Below are 18,883 nucleotides of genomic sequence, written 5' to 3'. Positions count from 1 at the left end.
TGCCTCATTCAAATATCTTTGATTTTGCAGTCAAGTTGCGGCATGATAGAAAGAGATTGAAACTAATTGTGAAAAGGGGTTTTTCAGGATGAACTACCGCATTGAACACGATACATTTGGTGAAATCCAAGTACCTGCGGATAAGCTGTGGGGCGCACAGACACAGCGCAGCAAGCAGAACTTCAAAATCGGCGGAGAACGCATCCCGACAGGTGTCATCCAAGCATTCGCCCATCTGAAAAAGTCCGCGGCCATCGCAAGCCATTCGTTCGGCAACCTGTCCGAAGTGAAGATGAAAGCGATCGTCCAGGCAGCCGATGAAGTGCTGACCGGCAAATGGGACGACCATTTCCCGCTCGTCGTCTGGCAGACCGGCAGCGGTACCCAGTCGAACATGAACATGAACGAAGTGCTCGCAAACCGCGGCAACCAGCTGCTCGAAGAGTGGGGCAGCGAAGAACGTCTCCACCCGAACGACGACGTCAACAAATCGCAGAGCTCGAACGATACGTTCCCGACAGCACTGCACGTAGCAGGCGTCATCGCAGTCGAGCGCGAACTGCTGCCGGCGCTGGACAAGCTGAAAAAGACATTGGGCGACAAGTCCGAAGCCTTCATGGACATCATCAAGATCGGCCGGACGCATCTGCAGGACGCTACACCGCTGACGCTCGGCCAGGAAATGAGCGGCTGGCACCAGATGCTCGTCAAAACGGAAAAAATGCTCACGGAAAGCGTCCAGTCCATGAAAGAACTGGCGATCGGCGGTACGGCTGTCGGCACAGGACTGAACGCGCCGAAAGGGTTCGGCGAGAAGGTCGCGGAAGAGATCTCGAAATCGGTCGGCATCCAATTCACGTCGGCTGAAAACAAATTCCACGCGCTCACGAGCTATGACGAAGTCGTCTACACGCACGGCGCCATGAAGGCACTTGCAGCCGATCTCATGAAGATTGCGAACGACGTACGCTGGCTCGCAAGCGGTCCGCGTTCCGGAATCGGCGAAATCACCATCCCGGAAAACGAACCGGGCAGCTCCATCATGCCGGGCAAAGTCAACCCGACACAAAGCGAAGCGCTGACGATGGTCGTTGCGCAAGTGATGGGGAACGACGCGACGATCGGATTCGCGGCAAGCCAGGGCAACTTCGAACTGAATGTGTTCAAGCCGGTCATCATCTTCAACTTCCTGCAGACGGCCAAGCTGCTCGCAGAAGGCATGATCAGCTTCAACGACAACTGTGCCGTCGGAATCGAGCCGAACCGCGAAGAGATCGACCGCAAAGTGAAAAATTCCCTCATGCTCGTCACGGCGCTGAACCCGCACATCGGCTATGAGAATGCGGCGAAGATCGCGAAGGCAGCCCACAAAGAAGGGACGACGCTGAAGGAAGCGGCCCTGAAAACAGGATTGCTGACGGAAGAGCAGTTCGACGAGTGGGTCGACCCATCCAAGATGACGGGCCGCTGAGCTGCCACAATGTTGTAACCGCACGACATGCGGAACTGCTGTATGCTGAGAGGACAACGTGAACGTAAAGGAGATGACATGATGAAACGAATGATCATGCCGTTATTGCTCACCCTCATGCTTGTCCTGACAGCATGCAGCGGCGGGAAGACGTCCGAATCGCCGGATGGCAAACAAGATAATGCGGCTGCCGGTGAAGCGAAGACGCACGAAAGCAAAGGATCGCATCTCGCGGTCGGGGAACAGCAGCAATTGCCGAATGGCGACTTGCAGCAAGTGACCGCATCAGCCGCCGAGCTGCCAGCTTTCCTGAACGACAAGTCAGATGATCTGAAACTCGTCTACGAAGTCGCCGGCAGCGCCTCGGACATCCTCCAGTGGATGCCATGCTACTGCGGCTGCGCGGACAGCGCCGATCACGGCAGCAACCTGAACTGTTTTGTCGATGAAATCCGCAAAGACGGCTCCATCGTCTGGGACGACCACGGCACACGCTGCGACGTCTGCGTGGAGATCGCTGTGAAATCCGTGACAATGGCGAAAGACGGGAAGTCGCTGAAAGAGATCCGCGAAAAGATCGACAGCGATTATAAGACAGGCTACGCGCGTCCGACCGACACGCCGATGCCTGCGTGAAACATCTGAAACAGGTTCTCTCCGGAGAGCCTGTTTTTCTGTTGGATGCCGGCCGTCCCGCGTGTCCTGAAAAACCTTTGAAAACCCTTTCAGAACGGGCTTAACCCGTTCTGTTTGTATTCTCTCTGAAGGTGGTCTATGATCATTCTCAGACAGCCGGATCCGAGGTCGATATTTACTATTCTGACAGTTGATTTTAGGGTTCCTTTTTCGGATGGATGGGCGTATGCTTGCTAGTAGATTTTCCGAGAGAATGCAGACGTCAACACTGCGTAGGAGGGGTACAATGGTTTTCGAAGGCAATAACAAAATACGCAAAAAAATATTACAGGCAGTCTCCGGACTGACCAACGAAGAATTCAATCGCAAACCTGCCGACGGCGGCTGGTCACCGAAACAAATTCTCGAGCATCTCTCACTCATGGAATCGCTCATCGCGTCGAACGTGGCGAAGGAACTGAAAAACCCTGAAAGCCCGAAAGCGATGAAAAAGCCGATTTCCATTTCCACCAACCGTATCATCAAAGTCGAAGCTCCGGAACGCACCGTTCCTTCCGATACATTCAAGACACTTTGTGAGATGAAACAAGAACTGCACAATTCCCGGCTGTTCCTGCTCGACGTCTACGACAGCAGCAACAAGACGGCACTCGTCTGCAAATCATGCAAGCACCCGATTTTCGGACAGATTCCGCTCTGCCAGTGGTTCCCGTTCGTCGGTCTCCACGAAAAGCGCCACTTGAAACAGCTTCGGGATACGATCGAGTCGCTGCAATTGAAGAAAGCGATTTGACCCGACAGACAGAACGACCCGGCATCCATCCAGGTGCCGGGTCGTTCTTCTTTATTTGGATAGGTACTATTGTTCAGAAACCTTGAAGATATTTTGACATTTTACTCAGGGTATTGAAAAATTCCCGTTATGCATTATACTGATATAGTACCTTCTATCTAAAAGGAAGGACTATATATATAAAGAGAGCAAGGGAAGAGAATGAACGACCGATCACAGACGGATGTCCTCGGAATCATCCGCGAAACAATGGCGGCTGTGTCAATGGAACTTCAAATCATCGAGTCAGCAACTGGCGTCAATATGATGTACGATTTCATCGATCATTGTATTTTAGTCGATGCAGAAAGGCTGCACGAAGCAAGGCTTGAGATGGAGGAGCCGATCGAACTGGCGGATTACGTCCGGGCGCTGACGCTTCACGAACTGGGACATGCCTTGGACCGAAAAGCACTGCTGGCCTCGCTGCCGAAGACACGGGAAATCATTGAACTGAAACGGGAACATACGTGGGACGAGTTGTCCGCCAGTATGGAATGGATGAAGAAACTGGTCGACGAAAACGACCGGGATTACGTGTTCGAACAGACTGCCTGGACCAATGCAGCGCGCATGAACAACATGTGCCGCCTCGTCGATAAGAACTGCCTGTCGAAAATGGAACGCCACGGACTGAAAACATACGAGCAGGTCTTCCTTGAAGACCGTATCGTCTACGATGGGTTGGCCGCCGCCGAATCGGCTGTCGCTGACTGATCCAAACACCTGATCACGCCGATCAGGTGTTTTTTGTATGCCTGGAGTGGGAAAACGCTCATAAATCTTGAGAAACGCTCATAAATCTTGAGAAACGCTCATAAATTCCGGAAAACGCTCATAAATCACAAAAAGCGCTCATAACCCTCGCATAACCGCTCATAACCCCGCCACCACACCGCCACACTCTCTGCTATACTACTAGCAACCGACCACACAGGAGGAATGCGAGATGACAACCCGTAAATTCACAGCTTCATGGAGCGGCGGCAAAGATTCAGCGATGGCGGTCTATAAGGCCATTCAGCAGGGGGACGAGCTCGCCCGCGTCTGGACGATGTTTGAAGAACAGGCGGACCGGTCCCGCTCCCACGCACTCCCTGAAGCCGTCCTGCGGGCGCAGGCGGAAAGCATGGGCGCCCCATTCACGAAACGGCGGGCTTCGTGGGAAACGTACGAAACGCAATTCATAGATGCGATGGAAGACGCAGCGGCGGCCGGCATCCCGTATGGCGTGTTCGGTGATATCGACCTCGAGGACCACCGCACGTGGGTACAGCAGATGAGCGGGCGGGCCGGGGTCACAGCGCTGCACCCGCTTTGGCTCATCCCCCGCAGGCAGCTGCTGGAGGAGTTCATCCACGCAGGATTCGAAGCAACGATCATCGTCGTCAATACATCCCTCATGCCCGGGGAGTTCCTCGGCCGCCGGTTCACCATCGGACTGATGGATGAACTCGAACAGCTCGGAATCGACAGCTGCGGGGAATCGGGGGAGTTCCATACGGTGGTTTCCGACGGGCCGATCTTCCGGGTGCCGGTGCCGCTCCGATTCGGCGAACCCGTCCAGAACGGGGACTATCTTTTCCTACCGACTGACGTGTCGTCGAAGACCCCGTGACCGACACGCAAAAAGTGCCCCCGCTCAACTATGCTTGAGCGGAGGCGCTTCGTTTATGAATTCGGTTGTTTCTGCTGACGGTGTTCTTCGGCATCGAGACGTTCACTTTCGATCGCATCGTTCTTGAACTGTCTGCTGAATGCAACGGAAATGACGATCAGCAGCAGCGCCATCACGGCGGTCGTGATATAGATTGGTTCATACGCATTATGCGCGGCCTGCTGGAACGCTTCGTGAAGCGACGCCCGCACTTCCGGCGAAGGGATCTGATCGATCTTCGCCTGCAGATCTCCGTAACTGCCGCCTTGGATCTGGTCGAGCGAACCAGCCGGGATGTCCGCAGGGTTGATGCCGTGTTCTTTCAACTTCTGCGGAATCAGCTCACCGATCTTGCTGAAGCCGTTCTGGATGAATACCGCAAAGATTGTCGGGGAGATGGTGAGCCCCACTTGGCGCGCCACGGACAATGTCCCGATGGCGGAACCTTTCTGGGTGCCTGCCGCATTCGACGTGAGAACCGTCAGCGGGGCGCCGAGCACAAATCCGAAGCCCATCCCTGCAATCACCGAGAAAAGGATGAACAGCAGCTTCGTGTCAGCGAAGAGACCGAGGCCGCCGAAACCAACAATGCCGATCAAACCAGCAAATATCAATGTTTTAACAGGTCCTTTTTTATCAACAAAGTACCCGCCACCGCCTGCCCCGATCCCTGAAGCTAACGCGAGCGGCGTCATCCAATATCCGGACTTGGCCGCGGAGATGCCAAGAATTTGTTGTGCGAATGATGGGATGAAGATGATCGCTCCGATGAACGTACCGGAAAGCAGACCCATTACCATCGTCATCGCGTACGTCGGTTTGCGAAGCAGACTGAACGGCAGGATCGGGTCAACCGAATCTCCCTGTTCGTTCCGTTTCTCGACAAAAATGAGCGCTGCGAAAACGATGACCCCCAGAAGTAGCAGTCCGAGCACACTCCATTTCGCTACATTATCGAGGATGGAACCGCCCTCACCTATATTATTCACCGCAAACATGATACTGAGGATGGATAGCGATAAGAGTGATATCCCGAGGAAGTCGATTTTCGACATGACGTGCACTTTTGTTTCGTGCAGAGAGAAGAAGCCGAACACAACAAGCGCAATGCCGATCGGCACGTTAATGAGGAAGAGCCAATGCCAATTGCCTGTCAGATCGATCAGGAAACTCCCGATGTTCGGGCCGACAACAGAGGCGATCCCGTTCATGCCCCCGAGAAGGCCGAGCATGCTTCCTTGTTTTTCTTTCGTGAACGTACTGAGCACATGAGAACTGGCGATAATGAAAATTCCGCCGCCGCCGAACGATTGCAGAAGACGTGCAGCTAAAAATAATGTAAAGTTCGGACTCAATGCGACCCCGAGAGAACCGATTGTGAAAATGACGACTTCAATCAGGAACAATTTCTTCCGTCCGTACCGATCGGCCAGTTTACCAACGATCGGTGTCATCACGGCCAGGCCGAGTGTGTAAAGTGTGATTCCCCATGAACCTTGTGTCGCACTGACGTCGAATGAGGAGTTGATGGTCGTAAGCGCTGCACTGATGATCCCGTTATCGAGCGCCGCCATGAAGACGCCGATCAGCAGGACGACAAAGCCGAGATTCACTTTCGATGTTTTTTCTGCTGCCATATTCCGTCCACCTCCGACTTGTAGATCCTGCAGCTGCCTGGACAGGACAAGGATCCTTCTGTATTCCACTAGTTTACCGGCTGCACATGAACTCTGTATAAACAGAAGATTACACTTTCACGTGAGTTCACGTAAAGCAGCCCGGCAAGCATTCTACTGAAAGTCTACCCGGTTCACCCGGGTTGAAGCACGCAGCGATCACTGATCTGTCGACAATTTACTATAGACCGCCAAATCATGGAAGTGATCGTACAAAAATTCCGCATCACGCTGGATGCCTTCTAACTGGAACCCGAGCCGTTCAGGTATTGCGCGGCTTTTCAAGTTGTCGACCCCACAGCGGATCTCCACGCGGTGCAGCTTGTAAGATGTAAATGCATAATCGAGGAGAGCAGATACGGAAGCAGTCATAACACCGCCGCCCTGGAAGCGATCACCGAGCCAATAACCGACGCTTGTGCTGCGGTTCATCCAATTAATCGGATGGAAGCCGATCATCCCAGCCAGTTCGCCATTCACCAAAATTCCGGCCTGGAATCCGTTGTGATCCGCAAATTGCTTTAGCCACGTACCGATGACCGGCCGGTAGCCTTCTGGCGAAAGTGCCCCGTCCACCCACGGCAGCCACTCTCGTAAATGGACGCGCGATTCGTTTACCACGGAGAACAGCGCCTCCGCATCTTCCAAATCCAATAACTTCAAAGACACAGTTTCTGAAACTTTTAACGTAAACATTGATATCCCCCATTCTTCACTGTTCCTAGTTTAGCAAAAAAACGATTACTGTTCTCTAGTTTAACGAGAGGGCTATTTAGAGAGAAACAAAAAACCTCTTACAAATTCTAAAACCTAGTTGACATATCGGAATTAAGTACATAAGATAGGGTATGTTCAAAAAACATACGATAAGAGGAATAAGGGGGATTTCAAATGGAAGTCGGATTGGTCTTACTGAACGTCGCGGGCCTGCTTGTACTGGCAGGAATTCTTTTCTGGATGAACCGCAAACATATTTCATTTTCTAAACGGGTCTTCACTGGTCTAGGTCTCGGAATCGTGTACGGTATTATACTCCACGTCAGTTACGGGGCGGACGGGGCGGCCCTGCAGTCGTCGATCCCGTGGTTCAACATCATCGGAACAGGTTACATCAAACTGCTGCAGATGATCGTCGTCCCGCTTGTGTTCATCTCCATCCTGACGGCATTCACGAAAGTGGCGGCGGGCAAGAACTTCGGGAAACAGGCGGCAGTCATTCTGGGAATGCTGATCGGCACGACAGCGATTGCCGCACTGATCGGAATCGGCTCCGCGCTGCTGTTCGGGCTCGATGCCGACCAGATCGTCCAGGGGGAAGCGGAAGCGGCGCGCGGCATCTCTATTGAAGAGACAGCGACAACCGTAGCGGACAAAGCACTGCCCGATCAGCTGCTGGATCTGCTGCCGGCGAATCCGTTCCTCGATTTCACAGGGGCACGGCCAACTTCTACGATAGGTGTTGTCATCTTTGCAGCGTTCCTTGGATTCGCCTTCCTGGCAGTCCGCCGAAAAGAGCCTGAGCAGGCCGCTGTCGTCCAAAAAGGGATCGATGCAATCTACTCCCTCGTCATGGCTGTTGTGAAGATCGTCCTCCGCCTGACGCCATACGGAATTCTCGCAATCATGGCCCGCACGGTCGCGGTGTCCGATTATGGGGCGATCGTCAATCTCGGGAAATTCGTCGGTGCTTCCTACGCCGCACTGATCGTCATGTTCGCAATCCACTTGGCGATCCTTGCCGTGACAGGACTGAATCCGATCAATTACGTGAAGAAAGCCGGCGATACACTGCTGTTCGCCTTCACATCCCGCTCGAGCGCAGGCACCCTGCCGTTGAATCTCAATACGCAGACGACGCGGCTCGGCGTACCTGAAGGGATTGCGAACTTCGCAGGGTCATTCGGCCTGTCGATCGGGCAGAACGGCTGCGCCGGCATCTACCCGGCGATGCTTGCCGTGATGATCGCGCCGACAGTCGGGCAGCCGATCGACGCGCAATTCATCCTCACATTGGTCGCTGTCGTGGCGATCAGCTCATTCGGCGTAGCTGGAGTCGGCGGCGGCGCGACATTCGCAGCCATCCTCGTGCTGTCGGCCCTCAACTTGCCGATCGCGCTTGCCGGTATCCTGATCTCCGTTGAACCGCTCATCGACATGGGCCGGACTGCGCTGAACGTCAGCGGCTCCATGACAGCCGGCGTCACAGCCGCCCGCGTCACAGGCGAGCTCGACACCGTCCAATATGGTGACACAACTGCACACGAGTCAGCTGTCTCCGACTTGTAAGTATACGAAAAAGCTGCACTCGATCCGAGTGCGGCTTTTTCGTGTGGGGCAGGGGAGTGAACGCTTGGACATGGCGGCTCGATTCACGCGGTTATGAGCGCTTTTCGCAGTTTATGAGCGGTTTTTGAGATTTATGAGCGCTTTTCGCAGTTTATGAGCGCTTTTCGTGATTTATGAGCGTTTTCCGTGATTTATGAGCGTTTTTCGCATGTTTATGAGCGGTTTTTGAGATTTATGAGCGATTTTCGCAGTTTATGAGCGTTTCCACAGATTTTATGAGCGTTTCCGTCAGTCTTCCCGCAGACTCTCCAGCTTCAGTTCCCGTTCGAGGAACGGACGGGCGTGGAGCAGGCGGCGGAATGCCTTGTACCGCTCCGCCACCGCCGGCGATACCGGTTTGTCCGTGCGGTAGGCGCGGATCAGGATGTTCTTCGGTGTATGCGCCATGTCGATGAACTCGAGCAGCTGCGTTTCGTACCCGGCGAGCGTCAGCAGTTCCGCGCGGAGCGAATCGGTCGCAAGCGCGGCGAACCGCTCCTTCACGAGTCCGTGCTGCAGCATGACGTCGAGCTCCGGAGCGCGCAGCTGGTTAAACAGCTCATGCTGGCAGCACGGAACGCTCAGGATGACACTCGCCCCCCAGCGGACGGCACGGGCGAGCGCCATGTCGGTTGCTGTATCGCACGCGTGCAGGGTGACGACCATGTCGACTGCGGATTCGCCTTCGTACTCATTGATGTCGCCGACGAGGAACTCGAGCTGGTCATAGCCGAGGTCCTTCGCGATCTCCCGGCAGTCCTCGATCACTTCTTTCTTCAGATCGAGGCCCGTCACCCGGATATCCAATCCTTTTTCGATACGCAGGTAATGATAGAGGGCGAACGTCAAATACGACTTGCCCGAGCCGAAATCGAGGATGCGGACCGGTCTGTCTTTCGGCAGATGTTCAAGCGCATCATCAATGAACTCGATGAACCGGTTGATCTGCCTGAATTTGTCGTGTTTCTGTTTCTTGATGAGCCCGTCCGCCGTCTGCACGCCGAGACGGATGAGGAACGGATAGGGCGTCCCTTCTTCAAGCAGGTGGTTCTTTTTCCGGTTATGCGAGAGATCCGGCACTTTCGACGACGCGACGGCACTCGATTTCCAGGAAATCTTGAACTTCTTCGTCAGCTGCACCTGGATCACTTCATTCGTGAATTCGGCCTGCACTTGGCGGAACCGCATAAGGACATTCGTCAGGAAAAGTTCCAATCCATCCGCGGAAATATTATGGTGCTTCAGCACGCGCTCGAATTGTTCTTCGAATTGGATGTGCAGCTCGCCTTTCAGCTCGATAGGCTTGGCTTTGATGCGCAGCAGCCCCTCTTCCTTCGAGCGCGGCTGGCTGAACGTGGCGCGCACGAACGAGCCGTCCGTCAGCCGTTTTGCCAGATCGGCTGTCAATTGTTCAAATTCCATCAGGTTTGACTCCTTTACAAGTGAGGTAGGGAACAATAGGGCCTTTGTCAGTCAAGGTTGAACCCCTGACTTCTCAAAAACTCTTTCATGTACGGGCGCTGCGGGTGTTCCAGGAAGTCCGCCATCTGTTCCGTCCAGCCCGCCTGTTTGCGGTTGGTGCTCCGCGCGCCGTAATACTCGTGCATCGCCGAATCATATTGTGGCAGCAGCGTGCCGTATTTTTCCGTGTCATACATATTTTCATGCAGGACGGCATCGATCGGCAGGCGGGGCTTCACTTCGTTGCGGACGGCCGGGACGCCGATCGTCATGCCGAACATCGGGACCGTTCCTTCCGGCAGTTGCAGCAGCCGGCTGATCTCTTCCGGATTATTGCGCACGCCTCCGATATAGCAGATGCCGTACCCTTTCGATTCCGCGGCGATCGCCACGTTCTGTGCAAACAATGCAACGTCCACGGCACCGACGAGCATCGCTTCGGTATGTGAATAGTCGATCGTGCGGCCGTGCAGTGCAGCGGCGGAAGCAAGCCGCGTGAAGTCAGTGCAGAAGACGAATGCCGCGCCGGCACCATTGAACTGGTGGGGGTTCTTGGACGCTTCGCCGACCGCTTTCCGCAGTGTTTCATCAGTCAGATGAATGACGGAATATGCCTGGACGAAATGGGAGCTTGCTGCGTGCTGTCCGGCGGCGATCAGTTCGCGCACGGTTTCCTTTGAAATGGGTTCATCGGTATAGGAGCGGACCGATGCGTGGGATGTGAGTAAGTCGATGATCATGTTTGTCGCCTCCAACGAGTGATTGTAAGTAATGGTACACCAGAAACCGAAGAGAGAAAAGGAGTGACGCTTATGAGCTGGCTTGAAAGTATATCGATGACGACGATGATCGTCATCCTGGCACTGGTGATCGTGCCGATGGTCATCCTTCTTTACCTGTTCCTATTTGACCGTAAACAGAAACAGCATGCGATCCTGCGCAATTATCCGATACTCGGACGTGTCCGGTACATGATTGAGAAAGTGGGCCCGGAGTTCCGGCAGTATCTGTTCGATGGTGACAACGAAGGCAAACCGTTCAGCCGGGAAGAGTACTTGCATATGGTGATGCCGGGCAAGTATTTGAGCAGCGTCATCGGGTTCGGATCGAAGCGGGACTTCGAAGCGCCCGGGTATTACTTGCGAAACGCGATGTTCACGAAGCAGAACGAGGAAATGCGTGTGGACAATGAAACCAAGGTCGAGACGATGCGCTATGTCGTGAACGAAGAAGGGCTTTTTTCGCGGAAAGAGCATCGGGAGGATGTTACGGCGAACCCGTGGCTTCTGCCGGATGAAGACGCGGTCGTCATCGGTCCGGATTGTGCCCAGCCGTTCCGGGTGCGCAGTCTGCTCGGTCAGTCTGCCATGAGCTACGGGGCGCTCGGGGATCATGCAATCACGGCCCTTTCAAAAGGGATCGGCATGGCGACCGGCGCGTGGATGAACACCGGGGAAGGCGGTCTGTCGCCGCACCACTTGGCAGGTGACGCGGACATCATCGCGCAGATCGGCTCCGGACTATTCGGTTTCCGTACGCCAGAGGGTGAGTTCGACTGGAGCCTCCTCACGGAAAAAGCGGAAAATCCGAAAGTGCGTGCTTTCGAATTGAAGCTGGCACAAGGCGCCAAAATGAGGGGCGGCCACGTGGAAGGTTCGAAAGTGACGGAAGAAATTGCGAAGATCCGGAATGTCGTCCCCTACGCGACCATTAACAGCCCGAACCGGTTCCGCCAGTTCGACGACTTCCCGGGTCTGTTCGACTTCATCGAGAAAATCCGCAACCATTCCGGCAAACCGGTCGGCATCAAGATCGTTATCGGCGGTAAGGACGATGCAGAAGAGCTTGCCCAATATATGAAGGAAACCGGCCAGGGACCGGACTTCATCTCCATCGACGGCGCGGAAGGCGGCTCGGGTGCGACGTATCAGGATCTGGCAGATTCGGTCGGACTTCCTATCCGTTCCGCGCTCATGCTGCTCGACGATGCGCTCCGTCATCACGGCGTTCGCGACCGGGTCAAGATCATCGCCTCCGGTAAGATGACAACACCCGACAAAGCGGCGATTGCGCTCGCCATGGGAGCTGATCTCGTGCAAGTCGCCCGCGGCTTCATGATCTCCGTCGGCTGCATCATGGCGCAGCGCTGCCATACGAACGAATGCCCGGCAGGCGTCGCGACGACGGATCCGCACTTGCAGCGGGGACTCGTCGTCGAGGAGAAGAAGTTCCGAGTGACAAATTACATCCTGACGATGCGCGAAGGGCTGTTTAGGATTGCAGCTGCAGCAGGCCTCGATTCCCCGACGAAGCTGACGCGCGATTATGTGTTCTATAAAGATGAGCGCGGCAACGTCACGCCGGTCCAGTCACCAAAGACGTCCAACAAGTAAAGTGATCTTTGAAACAAGCAGCGGAGATATCCCTGCTTGTTTTATTTCGACAGGAAAAATAATTTTCCGCACAGTCAGAAAACTATGATAATATGGAAGTAACTTAAAATCGGACAGGGGGATGGAGAAATGGAGCTGATGGTCAAAACTGTCGGGGCAGTCGTGAAGGAGCAGGCGCAGCGTTTTCCTGAACGGGAGGCGATGGTCTATCCGGAACGGGATCTGCGCCTGACGTATGCGGAATTCGACAAGGAAACCGACCGGCTGGCGAAAGCATTCATGGGGATGGGGATTCAGAGAGGGGAGAACGTCGCGATCTGGTCCGACAACAAACCGCAATGGCTTCTGAGCCAGTTCGCGACCGGCAAGATGGGGGCGGTGCTCGTGACCGTCAATACGAACTATCAGGCGGCGGAACTCACCTATCTGCTGCAGCAGTCGGAAGCGACAACCCTTATACTGGATGAAGGATTCAAAGGGACGAGTTACCTGGACGTCCTGCGTTCCATTTGTCCATCCTTGGCGACGAACAACAGCAGCCAAGTCCAGTGTGAATCGCTGCCGAACTTGAAGCGCGTCATCCTCATGACCGAGAAAACCGAACCGGGCATCTACAAATGGTCGGAATTCCTGCAGCATGCAGAATCTGTTACGGACGTGCAGCTTGAGGAGCGGCTGGAGACGCTTGAGCCAGATGACGTCATCAACATCCAGTACACGTCAGGGACGACCGGCTTCCCGAAAGGCGTCATGCTGACACATATGAACGTCGTCAACAACGGTAACCTGATCGGCGGGACGATGAAACTGACGAGTGAGGACCGCGTCTGCATTCCGGTGCCGTTTTTCCACTGTTTCGGCTGTGTGCTCGGGACGATGGCAGCCGTCACGCACGGTGCGGCGATGGTCATCGTCGAACAGTTCGACCCGGTCCGCGTCCTGCGGGCTGTCCAGGATGAAAAGTGCACAGCGCTCCATGGCGTGCCGACGATGTTCATCGCTGAGCTGAACCATCCGGATTTCAGCAAATACGATACGTCCTCGCTGCGTACAGGCATCATGGCAGGCTCGACATGTCCGATCGAAGTGATGAAACAGGTCATCGGGGACATGGGGGCAAGTGAAATCACGATCTGCTACGGGCTGACGGAAGCTTCGCCGGTCATCTCGCAGACGAAGACGGACGATCCGATCGAAAAGCGTGTGTCGACTGTCGGCAAACCGCATCCTCACGTCGAAGTGAAGATCGTCGACCCGGCAACCGGTGGAGAACTCCCGGCCGGCGAACCGGGCGAGCTTTGCACGCGCGGCTACCACGTCATGAAAGGCTACTACAACAATCCCGAAGCGACCGCGGAAGTACTCGACGCAGACGGCTGGCTGCATACCGGCGACATCGCGAAACTGGATGAAGACGGTTATCTCGACATCACCGGGCGCATCAAGGACATGGTCATAAGAGGCGGGGAGAACATCTACCCGCGGGAGATCGAGGAGTTCCTCTATACGCATCCCGGTGTATCGGATGTACAGGTCGTCGGTGTGCCGGATGCGAAATACGGGGAGGAACTGATGGCATGGATCATCCCGAAGGAAGGGGCGTCCTTGCAGGAAGAGGACATCCGGGCGTTCTGCAAAGGCTCGATCTCGCATCATAAGATCCCGCGCTATATCGAGTTTACGGAATCCTATCCGATGACCGCTTCCGGCAAGATCCAGAAATTCAAGCTGCGCGAAATGTCCCGGCAGGCTGCCGTGGAATGACGGAAAAACGCATGCCGCCGCGGCATGCGTTTTCGTCATTCATTCATACAGCGTATGCTCTTCCGTGCCGTCTGCATGGCGGACGGTGAGGACGCCTTCGTGCTCCGTGACGTATGGCTTCGCTTTGTCGAGCAGATCCTTCTTCGCCGATTCCTTGCAGATCACGGAGGAACTGCCTTTCTTCGTCAGCACCCAGTCGTCACCGTCCGCCTTCACTTCGAAGTGCGGACGGTCTTCCGGCTTCCCTTCAATCGTCTCGCGCGCCTGCGTGAGGCTGATCGCGATGGCGCGGCCCTCGGAATAGCCTTCCCTCAGCAGGGCATTGGCGATTTCGATCGCCTTGTTGCGCACGTCGGCCGTTTCATTCTTGAACGTATTCGGATAATCATCCTTCGTCCACGGCATGTGGGACACCTCCTGCGTTTCCGTCAGCCGGCTGGCCGGCAACCCGTTTCCTGGCTGCGGCCGCTTCGAACGGTTCCAACCGGCGGGCCGTATTCATATGGATGAAAGGCACGTCCCGCTCTTCACCGGCCTTATCCCGGTCGCTGTAGAAGTTCTTCACTTTGTCCTCGACCGGCAGCACGTCCATCGCTTCCGTTTTGCTGCATGCGTAAAAGATTTTGCCGATCTTCGCCTGGTAGGACGCAGCGAGGCACATCGGGCACGGTTCGCCGCTCGCGTACAGCGTCACTTCGGACATATCGGACGATGACAGCACTCTGCCTGCTTCCCGGATCGCCGCAAGTTCCGCATGCGCGGACGGGTCATGATCGGCTTCCACAGTGTTCACGCCGCTTGCGATGATCTCACCATCCCGGACGATGACGGCGCCGTACGGACCGCCGCCTTCCAAGACATTCCCCGTCGCGAGACGGATGGCTTCGTTCAGAAATTGTTCGTGATCCATTTAGTTCTCCTCCTTGTCGAATCGGCTCTATTTCCCGGGAAATACCACGAAAATAGAGATAGCATTAACCGGTGCTCTTCCTTATAATGAAGTAGACCGGAATTGTCAAGTTTCATGTAAGCGTTTTCGGCCAGAAGACAGAAAATAAGGGGGATTACAAATGTCTGAAGATACGTTTAAGTTAATAGCAATCATCATTTACATGGCAGCCATGGTCTTCATCGGCTGGTATGCGTTCCGGCGCACGTCGAATCTTACGGACTACATGCTCGGCGGCCGGTCACTCGGCCCGGCTGTCACCGCGCTCAGTGCCGGTGCTGCCGATATGTCCGGCTGGCTGCTGCTCGGGCTGCCCGGGGCCATTTTCGATAAGGGGCTTGTCGAAATCTGGATTGCGATCGGATTGACGACAGGGGCTTATCTGAACTGGTTCTTCGTGGCACCTCGTCTCCGTGTCTATACCCAAGTCACGAATGATTCAATCACGATTCCGAGTTTCCTCGAGAACCGTCTGAAAGACAAATCGAGAATGCTGCGGATCGCCTGCGGTCTGATCATCCTCGTGTTCTTCACGTTCTACGTTTCGTCCGGAATGGTGGCTGGAGGGAAGTTCTTCCTCAGCTCGTTCGGTCTGCAGTATCATTACGGTCTCATCATCGTTGCGGTCGTCACGGTCGGCTACACGCTGTTCGGCGGATTCCTCGCCGTCAGTTATACCGACTTCGTCCAAGGGCTCATCATGTTCCTTGCACTCATCCTCGTGCCGGTCGTTGCGGTCTTCGTCACAGGGGGCCTTCCGGAAACCGCTGCGTCCATCAAAGCGGTCAATCCTGACATGCTCAGCCTCGTGAAAGGGGCGACGGCGCTCGGTGTCATTTCATCCCTTGCGTGGGGGCTCGGCTACTTCGGCCAGCCGCACATCATCGTCCGCTTCATGGCCATCAAGTCGGTCAAAGAGACGAAGAATGCCCGCCGTATCGGTATCGGCTGGATGATCCTCAGTCTTGCCGGAGCGGTTGCGACTGCGCTCGTCGGGATTGCCTACTTCCAGCAGAACCCGGGGATGGAGCTCGTGGACTCGGAGACGGTCTTCATCGCCCTCGGGCAGATCATCTTCCATCCATTCATCGCAGGGATCATGCTGGCAGCAGTGCTGGCAGCGGTCATGAGTACGATCTCGTCCCAGCTGATCGTTACATCTTCCGCACTGATCGAGGACTTGTACAAAGCGATCATCAAGACGGACGGCACGGATAAGCAGTACGTATTCCTCGGCCGTATGGCAGTTCTCGTCGTATCGGTCATCGCGATGGTCCTCGCCTGGCCGAACAATGATTCGATCCTGAAGCTTGTATCGTTCGCATGGGCCGGCTTCGGCGGCGCGTTCGGACCGATCATCCTGCTGGCGCTGTACTGGCGCAAGCTGACGGCGAAAGGTGCACTGTTCGGCATGGTGTCAGGCGCAATCGTCGTATTCGTCTGGGGCAACATTGAAGCCCTGTCCAATACGCTCTATGAAATCGTACCCGGCTTCCTCGTCTGCCTGCTCGTGACGTACTTCGTCAGTATGGCGACGTATAAGGAAGACAAGGAAATCCAGCGTGAGTTCAGCGAGTCGCTCGAGATGCTCAAACGCGACCGGTAAGGAATACGAAAGCCGCCCGTTCCACTACAGGGCGGCTTTTTGCATGGATTCTTCCGTACGGTGAGGTATGATGGAGGGAAAAGGGGGAGTGACTTATGAAGCTCGACCATGCAGTCTGGTTCACGGAGTACACACCGTCGGAAATCGCTGCCCAGCATGAGGGGGCAGTTGAAGGCGGCCGTCATGAGCAATGGGGGACATACAACGCGCTGAAATACTTGTCGAACGGCTATATCGAATGGCTTGCGGTGGAAGACGCGGGACGCGCCCGGCAGTCGGAACACCCGCTCGTCCGCCAGCTTCTCCATGACCTCGCCGAATACGGGGGAGGCTGGGGGACGCTCTGCTTTTCGACGGATGATATAGAAGCACTCGACACCCGCCTGCAGGCGCAGGGGCTCACAACTTCAGGTGTCATGGATGCATCCCGCAAAACGTCGTCAGGCACCGTGAAAAAGTGGAAGATGCTCTTTGTCTCGGAAGACATCACGGACGATCTGCCGTCTCCGTTCTTCATCCAATGGGAAGAAGACGAAGAAACGCGCCGTGCGGCTTTGCGGCAGGAAGGGGCGATCCGGGATGTGAATGAATCGGAACGCATCACGGAGTGTGTGCTGGCCGCAGCCGATCCGGCTCTGGCGCTCGGACGGTGGAGCCATCTGCTCGGCGCAGAGCCGGAGACGGACGACAGTTTCACGCTGAATGGCATCCATTTCCGCTTCACAGCGGCTGCAGACGGAAAGAGCCGTATGGCAGAGGTTGCAACAGGACAAACTGGATTGTAAAGGGACTTTGGGAAGGAAGGTGCCGTAATGGATGAATTGGAGTGGCTGGAAGAGTCGGCGATCGTCGTTGGAGTGGAAGAGCAGAACGATGATCATTTCGATTATGAAATGGAGGAACTCGAAAACCTCGCGGATGCAGTCGGGGTGAAGATCATCGGCCGCGTCGTGCAGAAACTCGAAAGGAAACACCCGACGAGCTATATCGGCAAGGGCAAGATCGAGGAAGTGCGCCTCGCGGCAGAAGAGACAGGGGCGAACCTGATCATCTTCAACGACGAGCTATCCCCGTCCCAGCTGCGCAACTTGGAACGGGACATCGAAGTGAAGATCATCGACCGGACGATGCTCATCCTCGACATTTTCGCACGCCGCGCGCGGACACGCGAAGCCCGTATGCAAGTGGAACTGGCGGAACTGCAATACACGCTGCCGCGTCTTGTCGGCCTGCGTGCGTCGCTCAGCCGGCAGGGGGGCGGCACGGGAGGCGGTTTCCAGAACAAAGGGGCCGGTGAAACGAAGCTGGAGCTCGACCGCCGGAAGATCGAAGAGCAGATCGCGAAGCTGCGGAAGGAATTGGAGACGATGAAACAGCACCGGACCCTCCAGCGGAAACAGCGGGTCAAGAGCGGTACGCCGGTCGTGTCGATCGTCGGGTATACGAATGCCGGCAAGTCGACGCTCATGAACCGGCTGCTTTCGATGTCAGAAGGGGAGCAGGTGAAAACCGTCTACGAGAAGGACATGCTGTTCGCGACGCTCGATACGTCGGTGCGCAACGTGACACTTCCTGATCATAAGTCGTTCATCCTCACCGATACGGTCGGCTTCGTCTCGAAACTGCCCCATCACTTGGTGAAGGCGTTCCGGTCTACGCTGGAGGAAGCGAGGGAAGCGGATCTGCTGCTGCACACCGTCGACGTCTCGAATGCGGAGTACCGCCATATGATCGACGTGACGAACGAGACGCTCGAGGCGGTCGGTGTGGAGGATGTGCCGGTGATCTATGTGTACAACAAGGCGGATCTCGCGGAAGGGATGAATTATCCGCGCGTGCAGGACGGCCAGATCTGGCTGTCGGCGAAGACGGGCGGCGGCGTGGCGGAACTGGCGGAGCTGATCGAGGAGAAAGTGTATGAACACTATACGACGTGTAAAGTGCTCGTGCCGTTCGACCGGGGAGATCTCGTGGCGTACTTGAACGAGCATGCCCACGTGAAAGTGACCGATTATGAAGAAGACGGCACGCTGCTGACGGTCGACCTGTCGGAGCGTGACCGCAAAAAGGTCGAATCCTATATTATCAGCCATTGAATTCTAGAGGAAAACAG

17 protein-coding genes are annotated in these 18,883 nt (G+C 55.5%); 11 read left to right on the top strand and 6 right to left on the bottom strand.

Annotated features, from left to right (window positions below):
- The first annotated feature begins 88 nt into the window (after window positions 1-88).
- The 5 genes from fumC to NFU03_RS04155 all read left to right on the top strand — a co-directional run bounded on the left by fumC (window position 89) and on the right by NFU03_RS04155 (window position 4,557).
- Complete coding sequence (gene fumC, locus NFU03_RS04175; RefSeq protein ID WP_251636379.1) at window positions 89-1,471, top strand: class II fumarate hydratase; 1,383 nt, start codon at window positions 89-91, stop codon at window positions 1,469-1,471.
- A gap of 81 nt (window positions 1,472-1,552) precedes the next feature.
- Entirely contained in the window at window positions 1,553-2,107 is a 555-nt protein-coding gene (locus tag NFU03_RS04170; protein ID WP_251636378.1) for a PCYCGC domain-containing protein, read from the top strand.
- A gap of 214 nt (window positions 2,108-2,321) precedes the next feature.
- Window positions 2,322-2,900, top strand: a complete 579-nt coding sequence (locus tag NFU03_RS04165; RefSeq protein ID WP_309296246.1) for a DinB family protein — start codon at window positions 2,322-2,324, stop codon at window positions 2,898-2,900.
- 201 nt (window positions 2,901-3,101) lie between these two features.
- A complete protein-coding gene (locus NFU03_RS04160; protein WP_251636375.1) occupies window positions 3,102-3,656 on the top strand; it encodes an integrase in 555 nt (184 codons plus the stop codon).
- A gap of 232 nt (window positions 3,657-3,888) precedes the next feature.
- Window positions 3,889-4,557 (top strand): Dph6-related ATP pyrophosphatase, encoded by a 669-nt coding sequence (locus NFU03_RS04155; RefSeq protein ID WP_251636373.1) that lies wholly within the window; start codon window positions 3,889-3,891, stop codon window positions 4,555-4,557.
- A gap of 53 nt (window positions 4,558-4,610) precedes the next feature.
- On the opposite strand, the gene NFU03_RS04150 is transcribed toward NFU03_RS04155, so the two are convergent.
- Together NFU03_RS04150 and NFU03_RS04145 are read right to left on the bottom strand one after the other, a co-directional pair.
- A complete protein-coding gene (locus tag NFU03_RS04150) occupies window positions 4,611-6,233 on the bottom strand; it encodes an MFS transporter (protein ID WP_251636371.1) in 1,623 nt (540 codons plus the stop codon).
- A 198-nt stretch (window positions 6,234-6,431) separates the two neighbouring features.
- Window positions 6,432-6,968 (bottom strand): GNAT family N-acetyltransferase, encoded by a 537-nt coding sequence (locus NFU03_RS04145; protein WP_251636369.1) that lies wholly within the window; start codon window positions 6,966-6,968, stop codon window positions 6,432-6,434.
- A 195-nt stretch (window positions 6,969-7,163) separates the two neighbouring features.
- On the opposite strand from NFU03_RS04145, the gene NFU03_RS04140 reads away from it, so the two are divergent.
- Window positions 7,164-8,558, top strand: coding sequence for an L-cystine transporter (locus NFU03_RS04140; RefSeq protein WP_251636367.1), 1,395 nt, complete (start codon window positions 7,164-7,166; stop codon window positions 8,556-8,558).
- Window positions 8,559-8,846: 288 nt separating this feature from the next.
- On the opposite strand, the gene NFU03_RS04135 is transcribed toward NFU03_RS04140, so the two are convergent.
- Both NFU03_RS04135 and nfsA read right to left on the bottom strand, forming a co-directional pair.
- Window positions 8,847-10,019, bottom strand: a complete 1,173-nt coding sequence (locus NFU03_RS04135; RefSeq protein WP_251636365.1) for a class I SAM-dependent methyltransferase — start codon at window positions 10,017-10,019, stop codon at window positions 8,847-8,849.
- Window positions 10,020-10,066: 47 nt separating this feature from the next.
- On the bottom strand, window positions 10,067-10,798 hold the full coding sequence (gene nfsA / locus NFU03_RS04130) for an oxygen-insensitive NADPH nitroreductase (RefSeq protein ID WP_251636363.1): 732 nt from the start codon (window positions 10,796-10,798) through the stop codon (window positions 10,067-10,069).
- 72 nt (window positions 10,799-10,870) lie between these two features.
- Between nfsA and NFU03_RS04125 the strand changes: the two genes are divergently transcribed.
- Together NFU03_RS04125 and NFU03_RS04120 are read left to right on the top strand one after the other, a co-directional pair.
- Window positions 10,871-12,451 (top strand): FMN-binding glutamate synthase family protein, encoded by a 1,581-nt coding sequence (locus NFU03_RS04125; RefSeq protein WP_251636361.1) that lies wholly within the window; start codon window positions 10,871-10,873, stop codon window positions 12,449-12,451.
- A 129-nt stretch (window positions 12,452-12,580) separates the two neighbouring features.
- Window positions 12,581-14,215, top strand: coding sequence for an AMP-binding protein (locus NFU03_RS04120; protein WP_251636360.1), 1,635 nt, complete (start codon window positions 12,581-12,583; stop codon window positions 14,213-14,215).
- Window positions 14,216-14,254: 39 nt separating this feature from the next.
- Here the strand turns inward: NFU03_RS04120 and NFU03_RS04115 are convergent, their stop codons facing one another.
- Window positions 14,255-14,620, bottom strand: coding sequence for a DUF2188 domain-containing protein (locus tag NFU03_RS04115; RefSeq protein ID WP_251636359.1), 366 nt, complete (start codon window positions 14,618-14,620; stop codon window positions 14,255-14,257).
- Entirely contained in the window at window positions 14,601-15,125 is a 525-nt protein-coding gene (locus tag NFU03_RS04110) for a nucleoside deaminase (protein WP_251636358.1), read from the bottom strand. The genes NFU03_RS04115 and NFU03_RS04110 overlap by 20 nt, the downstream gene beginning before the upstream one ends.
- A gap of 160 nt (window positions 15,126-15,285) precedes the next feature.
- Between NFU03_RS04110 and putP the strand changes: the two genes are divergently transcribed.
- From putP to hflX, 3 genes are all read left to right on the top strand, one after another.
- The gene (gene putP / locus NFU03_RS04105) at window positions 15,286-16,770 is read left to right on the top strand and encodes a sodium/proline symporter PutP (protein WP_251636357.1); all 1,485 of its coding nucleotides are present in this window, start codon (window positions 15,286-15,288) and stop codon (window positions 16,768-16,770) included.
- A gap of 95 nt (window positions 16,771-16,865) precedes the next feature.
- Complete coding sequence (locus NFU03_RS04100; RefSeq protein WP_251636356.1) at window positions 16,866-17,555, top strand: VOC family protein; 690 nt, start codon at window positions 16,866-16,868, stop codon at window positions 17,553-17,555.
- A gap of 27 nt (window positions 17,556-17,582) precedes the next feature.
- A complete protein-coding gene (gene hflX / locus NFU03_RS04095) occupies window positions 17,583-18,866 on the top strand; it encodes a GTPase HflX (RefSeq protein ID WP_251636355.1) in 1,284 nt (427 codons plus the stop codon).
- Window positions 18,867-18,883: the final 17 nt, after the last annotated feature.

This window comes from Sporosarcina sp. NCCP-2716 (assembly GCF_023707985.1).
Taxonomy (GTDB): domain Bacteria; phylum Bacillota; class Bacilli; order Bacillales_A; family Planococcaceae; genus Sporosarcina.
Note: the sequence above shows the minus strand (reverse complement) of the source record. Positions and strands in the feature narration are given on the sequence as shown.

Bases quoted from the DNA above. Each gene is read 5' to 3' on its own strand.
- fumC (WP_251636379.1), top strand. From the start codon at position 89: ATGAACTACCGCATTGAACACGATACATTTGGTGAAATCCAAGTACCT.
- NFU03_RS04170 (WP_251636378.1), top strand. From the start codon at position 1,553: ATGAAACGAATGATCATGCCGTTATTGCTCACCCTCATGCTTGTCCTG.
- NFU03_RS04165 (WP_309296246.1), top strand. From the start codon at position 2,322: ATGGATGGGCGTATGCTTGCTAGTAGATTTTCCGAGAGAATGCAGACG.
- NFU03_RS04160 (WP_251636375.1), top strand. From the start codon at position 3,102: ATGAACGACCGATCACAGACGGATGTCCTCGGAATCATCCGCGAAACA.
- NFU03_RS04155 (WP_251636373.1), top strand. From the start codon at position 3,889: ATGACAACCCGTAAATTCACAGCTTCATGGAGCGGCGGCAAAGATTCA.
- NFU03_RS04150 (WP_251636371.1), bottom strand. From the start codon at position 6,233: ATGGCAGCAGAAAAAACATCGAAAGTGAATCTCGGCTTTGTCGTCCTG.
- NFU03_RS04145 (WP_251636369.1), bottom strand. From the start codon at position 6,968: ATGTTTACGTTAAAAGTTTCAGAAACTGTGTCTTTGAAGTTATTGGAT.
- NFU03_RS04140 (WP_251636367.1), top strand. From the start codon at position 7,164: ATGGAAGTCGGATTGGTCTTACTGAACGTCGCGGGCCTGCTTGTACTG.
- NFU03_RS04135 (WP_251636365.1), bottom strand. From the start codon at position 10,019: ATGGAATTTGAACAATTGACAGCCGATCTGGCAAAACGGCTGACGGAC.
- nfsA (WP_251636363.1), bottom strand. From the start codon at position 10,798: ATGATCATCGACTTACTCACATCCCACGCATCGGTCCGCTCCTATACC.
- NFU03_RS04125 (WP_251636361.1), top strand. From the start codon at position 10,871: ATGAGCTGGCTTGAAAGTATATCGATGACGACGATGATCGTCATCCTG.
- NFU03_RS04120 (WP_251636360.1), top strand. From the start codon at position 12,581: ATGGAGCTGATGGTCAAAACTGTCGGGGCAGTCGTGAAGGAGCAGGCG.
- NFU03_RS04115 (WP_251636359.1), bottom strand. From the start codon at position 14,620: ATGCCGTGGACGAAGGATGATTATCCGAATACGTTCAAGAATGAAACG.
- NFU03_RS04110 (WP_251636358.1), bottom strand. From the start codon at position 15,125: ATGGATCACGAACAATTTCTGAACGAAGCCATCCGTCTCGCGACGGGG.
- putP (WP_251636357.1), top strand. From the start codon at position 15,286: ATGTCTGAAGATACGTTTAAGTTAATAGCAATCATCATTTACATGGCA.
- NFU03_RS04100 (WP_251636356.1), top strand. From the start codon at position 16,866: ATGAAGCTCGACCATGCAGTCTGGTTCACGGAGTACACACCGTCGGAA.
- hflX (WP_251636355.1), top strand. From the start codon at position 17,583: ATGGATGAATTGGAGTGGCTGGAAGAGTCGGCGATCGTCGTTGGAGTG.